The organism is Stenomitos frigidus ULC18 (genome assembly GCF_003003795.1).
Classification (GTDB): Bacteria; Cyanobacteriota; Cyanobacteriia; order Leptolyngbyales; family Leptolyngbyaceae; genus Stenomitos; species Stenomitos frigidus_A.
Window position 1 is genome coordinate 1 of sequence record NZ_PVWK01000044.1, and the last position, 6604, is coordinate 6604.

General features: G+C 53.7%; 6 protein-coding genes. 3 read left to right on the plus strand and 3 right to left on the minus strand.

Annotated elements, in window-relative coordinates; all coding sequences use genetic code 11:
• Nucleotides 1–693 precede the first annotated feature (693 nt).
• The gene (locus C7B82_RS32050) at nt 694–837 is read right to left on the minus strand and encodes a hypothetical protein (RefSeq protein ID WP_181357396.1); all 144 of its coding nucleotides are present in this window, start codon (nt 835–837) and stop codon (nt 694–696) included.
• A gap of 841 nt (nt 838–1678) precedes the next feature.
• A complete protein-coding gene (locus C7B82_RS07895) occupies nt 1679–1879 on the minus strand; it encodes a hypothetical protein (protein ID WP_146141089.1) in 201 nt (66 codons plus the stop codon).
• Between the two features lie 77 nt (nt 1880–1956).
• Between C7B82_RS07895 and C7B82_RS07900 the strand changes: the two genes are divergently transcribed.
• Nucleotides 1957–2784, plus strand: coding sequence for a DUF732 domain-containing protein (locus C7B82_RS07900; RefSeq protein ID WP_106255755.1), 828 nt, complete (start codon nt 1957–1959; stop codon nt 2782–2784).
• Nucleotides 2785–3597: 813 nt separating this feature from the next.
• Nucleotides 3598–3702: a DUF5670 family protein gene (locus C7B82_RS34595; protein WP_339375269.1), complete on the plus strand. Its 105-nt coding sequence runs from the start codon at nt 3598–3600 to the stop codon at nt 3700–3702.
• Here C7B82_RS34595 and C7B82_RS32055 read toward each other — a convergent pair.
• Complete coding sequence (locus tag C7B82_RS32055) at nt 3699–3869, minus strand: hypothetical protein (protein WP_181357397.1); 171 nt, start codon at nt 3867–3869, stop codon at nt 3699–3701. The genes C7B82_RS34595 and C7B82_RS32055 overlap by 4 nt on opposite strands.
• 53 nt (nt 3870–3922) lie before the next feature.
• Here C7B82_RS32055 and katG point away from each other — a divergent pair, with 53 nt between their 5' ends.
• Nucleotides 3923–6229: a catalase/peroxidase HPI gene (gene katG, locus C7B82_RS07905; RefSeq protein WP_106255756.1), complete on the plus strand. Its 2307-nt coding sequence runs from the start codon at nt 3923–3925 to the stop codon at nt 6227–6229.
• Nucleotides 6230–6604 lie beyond the last annotated feature (375 nt).

The window sequence follows — 6604 nt, forward strand, 5'->3', positions numbered from 1 at the left end:
CGGCTCGGGCTTACCTTGTCGCCCGGTGTAAATCGTTTTGATTAAGGAGGTGCCCAAGTCGATGACAATCAGGAGGCTGGGCATTGTCATGGCGGTCATAGTCTGCTACCCAAACAACGGTGGTTAGCTTAGTCATGCCCAAAGACGGGCGCAAACACTCATTGCTGCAAACGTTGGCGTATCAATTCGGGTACTGGATCAAGCGCTATGGCAGTATGGCGTTTCCGTAGCAATGGGGTCAAACACACTGCTAAGGATTGATTGGACTGAATTTGAGAACGCTTTACCGTGATGTCATGGGCTAAAAACACCCTTTTCTCGTTGTTAGAAGTGCTTAAACCACAAATTTATGGCATAGATGATTAACTATACGTCAGCCTTGAAGAGAGAAAGCAATCACAGCGAGAGTTTCAGCCTTAACGTTGTTTGTGGTCTAAAAGCTACGGGGAACGCCAACATCTTCGTCTCTGCTTCATCTCGCTGCACCAGCAGCATTTTCAACTGTTTAGGGTTAAGAAAATCGAGCCAAAAAATTTCAGGGACTGGTCTTCTGCTGCGCGGGGCAATTAACCACGACACTTTGACCGCTTCACCTAGAGCGGTCAAACCGGTAGAGGCTGAGCAGCACCAAGCAAAGCAAGAGCGTGAGCGCTCGCTGGAGTGAAAGCGTTGCAGCCGCAGTGCTACCAGCGCTTACAGTGCTTCCTGGTCAAAGGGGAGTATCAGCTGGTCTTGTCCCGTCAAACGTTGACGTTTCTGGGCTGTTTCGACCTGGCGTCTGGCTTTAACCTGGTTCAACACCTGCTTGATGTAAGCAATCCCCTCCTCCTGAGTCATATTTCTGGTCTCTGATTGACTCAAATCCGCGATGGGAGCAGTATCAGGGGTTGAGCCGAGATAAGGGCAAAAAGGTGCCAGATGACTTAGAAGCCTTGTCAGAAGGGAGTTTGAAAGAAGCAATTATCTGTTGCTTTCAAAGCAGCACTGCGAGCCAGTCTCTACGGTTCAATCTGGGCAATGCTTTCCAGCTTATGTTGCACTTTTTTGCCCTTATCTCGGCGTGCGATTCGTTTCTGCCCAAGTCAAGCCCCTCCACCAGGCTTGAAATAAAGCAGAGTCAGGGTTTAACGTCCTGATAACTCAACTTCTGTGTGGTGCGTCCAACTTGGACAATTCCATCTCCCCTAGTGTTGGGGTAACAGTCTAGCCCTCAGAGGTGCGACTGACTCTCAAGCGTCTGAAGCAGGGCTAAAAGGCGGTCACTCGGAACCCGACCGGGAATCCCGTCGAGCAAAGCTGCATACGGCTAACGCCAGTGAATCCATGTTAGAACCATCGTCAACGTGAACAAGCCTACGCGGGTTCACGGGCTTGCCCAAAAGGGAACGGATTCGAGACAGGCAGTTGCCGAGCTGACCTGTTAACACTCTCATACAATCCCGGTGGAAAGTGGGAGCCTACGTGCAGCGCAAAACGGAAGTTGGGAACGAGGTAACCCTCACCAGCGTTCTCCTGATCACAGGATCGGGAGCAGGTAGTCAGCCGCAAGCCTGGTGAGGGAGGGATTGTCTCAGAAGCTAATGCCTTTGGGAAAGCCAAAGGATATGCAGACGGAGGCACAACCATCAGGAAAGTCGCGTTGTGAGTCGCAATGCACACGTCATGAGCGAGTTAACGACTACGTATGGATGAAGCGCCAACTGCGAAGTTGGTGTTGCAGTTGCCAAAACAAAGCCACTGAGCCATGAGTCAAGGCAATGTGCCAGCAACTCATGGTATGCAAGACAAGCACCTGATGGTTGAGGAGCCGTGTGCCAGAAAACTGGCAAGCACGGTTTTGCAGCAGAGGGTAGGGCAGTGATGTCCTACTCGACTGCATCTCAACCCCTTTAAGGTAAATCTGGGTTTTTTCTCTGTTGACGGGGAACTGTTTAAAGGAACCATCCCGGTCAAACAATGAAACTTTTACGTTGTGCTGTTCTGCCAGCCATACTCGCTTCGCTTGCCTTAAGTAGCTGTTCTGGACAGACAACGAAAGCAGTAACAGTCCCTCCATCACCAATCGCCGCCGAAACACCCTCACCAATCGCCGCCGAAACACCCTCACCAATCGCCGCCGAAACACCCGCGCCTCAAGCTAATACGTTTGATACTGGCTTAGCTAAAGCCTCTGATGCTTCCTATGGTGCCAAAACTGCCGAAACTCCGGAGGATTGGGATTTAGCGGTGGCTCGGTGGCAGCAAGCCATTAAGTTTATGCAAGGAGTGCCTAAAGGCAGTGCAAACTACGCTCAAGCTCAGCAAAAACTGGTAGCTTACCAACGCAATTTGACTGCTGCCCATGCAAACCACGCTCAAGCTCAACAAAAACTGGTAGCTTACCAACGCAGTGTGACTTCTGCCCAGAGCTACACTGCACCAAAGGAAGCGGTTTCGGAACCTGTGGCAGCAGTGCCGGAACCAGAGAGCAAGCCTGTGGTGCCGAACAGTGCAGTGAATCGTCTGACGGACGCTCAAAGGGATCAGGTGTTTTTGCTGGTGATGAGCACCCGGCTTTTACCAGCCGAGCAAGCCTGGGCGTCAAATGTTAGCAATCAGCAAAAAATTGCTTTGGCGCATTCGTATTGCAAGGCTTTTGATCGAGGTACAGCTTTTCAAGCGATCGCGCTGAACATCTTCAAGAAGGCTGGCGCTAACAAAGCGGAGGTGACTTATATGGTTCGATTGGTGGGCGCTGCTATTGGTGCGTACTGTCCGCAACACAGGGATAAAGTGCCGTCGTAGCAGGGAAGCTCCTGCTCTCAACTCAAACCCTCGATCGCCTGCTCGGGGTTTCTTTTTGGCTACTTGTCGCCATAGCGCCAAACCAGCTACAAACAACAGCGCGAAGATCACCAAGCCCCAATCGGGTGAGAGGCGATCGGCGACGTCGATCGCGCACCTACTTGGCAGCACAGTATCGGCGGATTGCCACTTGACGGGGGAAGAAACGGGCAACGATAGCTGTTGCGCATTCCATTCTGGTCATTGCTGATCACGTCATTCAGGGGTATGGCAACGATTCGTGTAAAAATCAGCCATTTGCCCCGGAGGGGTATCAATCACTAGCAGCCTTGCCAATGAAAGGCTTGATTCATAGGCTGTGCTAATCGCCTTAAAAGGCTTGATTCGTTGCGCGGGGCGCAGTAATGCTGCTTTGAAAGCAACAGATAATTGCTTCTTTCAAACTCCCTTCTGACAAGGCTTCTAAGTCATCTGGCACCTTTTTGCCCTTATCTCGGCTCAACCCCAGTAGAGGGTGAGCTAAACATACGGAAAAGGAAGTGCAAGGTAGGCTGGAACCCTCTATCCCGAAAGAGTTTTAGGGAATTCATCGGAATGACGCTCACAATTTCGCACTTCTGCTGCACGGGGCAGTTAACCCAGTGGACGCAGCAACTCCATTGCTATATAAAGGCGAGCAAAGGCTAAAGGGAGTCAAGGTGTTGGGGTTTGGGGTCGCCAGAGTTTGATGAAACTGTCAATCTCTACTTTTAGAGTGTTTTCTGAGCGACAGCGCCCTACCGATAATGCCTCTAGCGATGCAAGGTGACAGCCATGTTTGGGTTGCTCTGGGGTCTTGTCGGAGTCCTGATCCTCTTTTGGCTCTTAGGGTTCTCGCTACACATTGCCGGTAGCCTGATCCACCTTTTGCTGTACTAGCGATCGCGGTGGCAGTTTACAACTTCGTCATGAACCGTGATGCACACCAGTAGACGAAAGACATAAGCTGTTTCTACCGCATGAAAGTCCACCCCAGAAAGGCGAGCTTCTGTACGTAAGCAAAGCAATTGATGAGTTTCTTTGATCGCACTCAAACCGCCGCTCATGGCGGTACTCAGCTCAACTTGTCCAACGAAACCCCCTAAAAAGGATCAGACTTATGGTCAGCAACCCGCTCACGAACACACCCCAAGCGACGCCTGGACAATGCCCCTTCCGTGGCACCCGCGTTGGCGGTGCCCTCGGCTCCAAACCGCAAACCGATGACTGGTGGCCCAATCGACTGCAGGTCGAGCTGCTGCACCAAGATCCGCCCCAGGCCAACCCGTTACGGGCTTTCGATTACCAAGCAGCGTTTCAGGCGATCGACTTCGAGCAGTTGAAGAGCGACATCAAGGCGCTACTGACGGATTCGCAGGACTGGTGGCCAGCCGACTACGGCAACTATGGGCCTCAGATGATCCGGATGGCGTGGCACGCTGCAGGCACCTACCGGATTGCCGACGGTCGTGGCGGAGCGAGCCGAGGCATGCAGCGCTTTGCCCCGATCAACTCCTGGTGGGACAACGGGAATACCGATAAATCACGGCGGCTACTTTGGCCGATTAAACAGAAATATGGCGCTGCGCTGAGCTGGGCCGATCTGATGATCCTGACGGGCAACTGCGCGTTGGAGATCATGGGACTAAAAACCTTTGGCTATGGCGGCGGCCGCCTTGATGCTTGGGAGGCGGACCGCGCCACCTACTGGGGACCTGAATTCTGGAACGGTCAGCCATTGGGAGAAAATGGCAACCCTGGCAAGCAGCACCTCGGTCATCCGGATGAGATGGTCACCCGCGATATCCGGTGGGTTGGCAAGCCGGACGAGGCATACTACGACCTCGAGAACCCACTGGCGGCCTCGCACCAGGCGCTCATTTACGTTAATCCCGAGGGACCGAACGGTGAAGGTGACCCCGTTGGCTCCGCCCGTGATATCCGTGAGACCTTTGCCCGGATGGCCATGAATGACGAGGAGACGGTCGCGCTCATCGCCGGCGGTCATGCTTTCGGCAAAAGTCATGGCATGGTTGCGCCGACTAAGATCGGTCCAGCCCCAGAAGCTGCGCCCATTCAGGCAATGGGCATGGGATGGCAGAACCCCGAAGGAACCGGGTTTGCTGAATATACAATGACGAACGGAATCGAAGGATCGTGGACGCCAAACCCGACCCAGTGGGACAACAGCTATCTAGAAAATCTTTTTAAGTACGAGTGGGAGCAGACCAAGAGCCCAGTCGGTGCTATTCAGTGGCAGCCGAGCACTCCCGATGCGCCGAAGACGCCAGATGCTCACAAACTGGGTGTTGAGCACAATCTCATGATGATGACCTCAGACATTGCGTTGAAGGTTGATCCCGCCTATCGCGAGATCTGTCAGCGCTATCTTAATGACTTCGAGCACTTCAGCGATGCCTTCGCGCGCGCCTGGTACAAGCTGACTCATCGGGATTTAGGACCAAAAACGCGCTATCTTGGTCCGGAAGTCGCGGCGGAAGATCTGCCCTGGCAAGATCCAATTCCAGCACTTGACCACGACGTCGTTGATGCTGCCGATATCAGTGCGCTCAAGACCAAGCTTTTGGCGAGTGGACTGTCCGTCTCAGCGCTCGTCTCTGCTGCCTGGGCATCGGCGTCAACCCATCGTGACTCCGACAAGCGCGGCGGCGCGAACGGCGCACGTATTCGTCTAGAGCCGCAAAAGCACTTCGCGGTCAACCGTCCACAAGAGCTGAGTCAAGTGCTAGCGACCCTCGAGCAAATGCAAGCAGACTTCAACGGTGCTCAGCCAGGTCATAAGAAGCTTTCGATGGCGGATCTCATTGTCCTCGGTGGCTGTGCTGCGGTTGAGAAAGCGGCACAGGACGCTGGGGTCAACGTGAGTGTGCCCTTTACCCCAGGGCGAATGGATACGACTCAGGCGCTGACCGACGTCGAAACCTTCGCATGGCTGCAACCGGTCTCGGACGGGTTCCGTAACTACCACAACAATGCGGTTGGCTATCAGGTGAAGCCGGAGCGCATCTTCCTCGATCGCGCCCAGCTGCTGACCCTGACCGCGCCTGAGTGGACGGTGCTCGTTGGCGGGCTGCGTGCTCTCGACCAGAATTGGGACCACTCAAAGCACGGCCTCTTTACCGCTCGCCCCGGCGTCTTGACCAATGACTTCTTCCGCGTCCTGACCAGCATGGACTACGAGTGGAAGCCGGCTGATGCAAACGAAATGACCTTCAGCCTTGACGATCGCAAAACAGGCGAAACGAAGTTCACGGCAACCCGCTGCGATCTGATCTTCGGTTCCAATGCGGAGCTGCGCCAGGTGGCCGAGGTCTACGGCGCTGATGACGGTCATGAGCGGATGGTTCATGATTTTGTCGCCGCTTGGAACAAGGTGATGATGCTCGATCGCTTCGATGTTCGCTAGTCTGAGCGAGCACCTTTAGGGGTTCTAACCATAGCTGTAGCGACCGGCAATCATAAACCTGGCAAAATTGACCCCAACGGCGTGTCGCAAATCGTAGTCGTACTTGCCTCCACTGAATTAACGATTTTAGGTCGGGTGGACTCTAGCGCGCCTGTCTATACACCTAAGGGATTACCAGGTCCCGATAAACCTAAAGCTGAATAGAGAAGCGGTTAGGGCTAAAGACTCCAGCTGTCCCCGTTTCAAAGGTCAATACTTTCGCAGAAAAGTAGCGCTAGAGCCCTTATCCTGCTGCTTGCCCTTGTATCTTGAGGGTGGAGAGATAGACCGATTGCCCTTAGATGCTTGACATCGTGCAGAAGCTAGGGTCATCTC